Origin of the sequence: Paraclostridium dentum, assembly GCF_012922555.1 — a bacterium.
Classification (GTDB): domain Bacteria; phylum Bacillota; class Clostridia; order Peptostreptococcales; family Peptostreptococcaceae; genus Paraclostridium; species Paraclostridium dentum.
Genome location: NZ_WIPK01000202.1, coordinates 1 through 314 on the forward strand (window position 1 = coordinate 1; position 314 = coordinate 314).

At 61.1% G+C, this 314-nt stretch carries 1 protein-coding gene; it reads right to left on the bottom strand.

Annotated features, from left to right (window positions below):
- A partial coding sequence (locus GFJ41_RS18595) for a hypothetical protein (RefSeq protein WP_206001641.1) occupies window positions 1-314 on the bottom strand: 314 nt, incomplete at both ends.

The following is a 314-nucleotide window of genomic DNA, read 5'->3' on the forward strand; positions in this document are numbered from 1 at the left end:
GGGGCACTGGTTGGCGGTGCCGGTGCCTTTCACTTCTAGGTACGTCTTGCTTTGGATCTCGTCGAAGGTTAGCCTCTTCGTTTCGGCGTTTGCTCCCGAAACGACGAGGGCGGAGGTGGCGAGAGCAAAGCCAGCGATCTTGGCAGCATCACCACATTTCTGGGCAAAGTCGGATAGAGAGCAAGTGAGCCTGGCTGCTGAGGGCTCCACGCCGAAGGCTTTTCCGACGGCTTGGACAGGGCGGAGCTGGAGGCCGCTCCGGCCAACCTTGGTGGGTTGCATGAGAGTGGCGGCGGCCTGCAGCGATGAAGTTG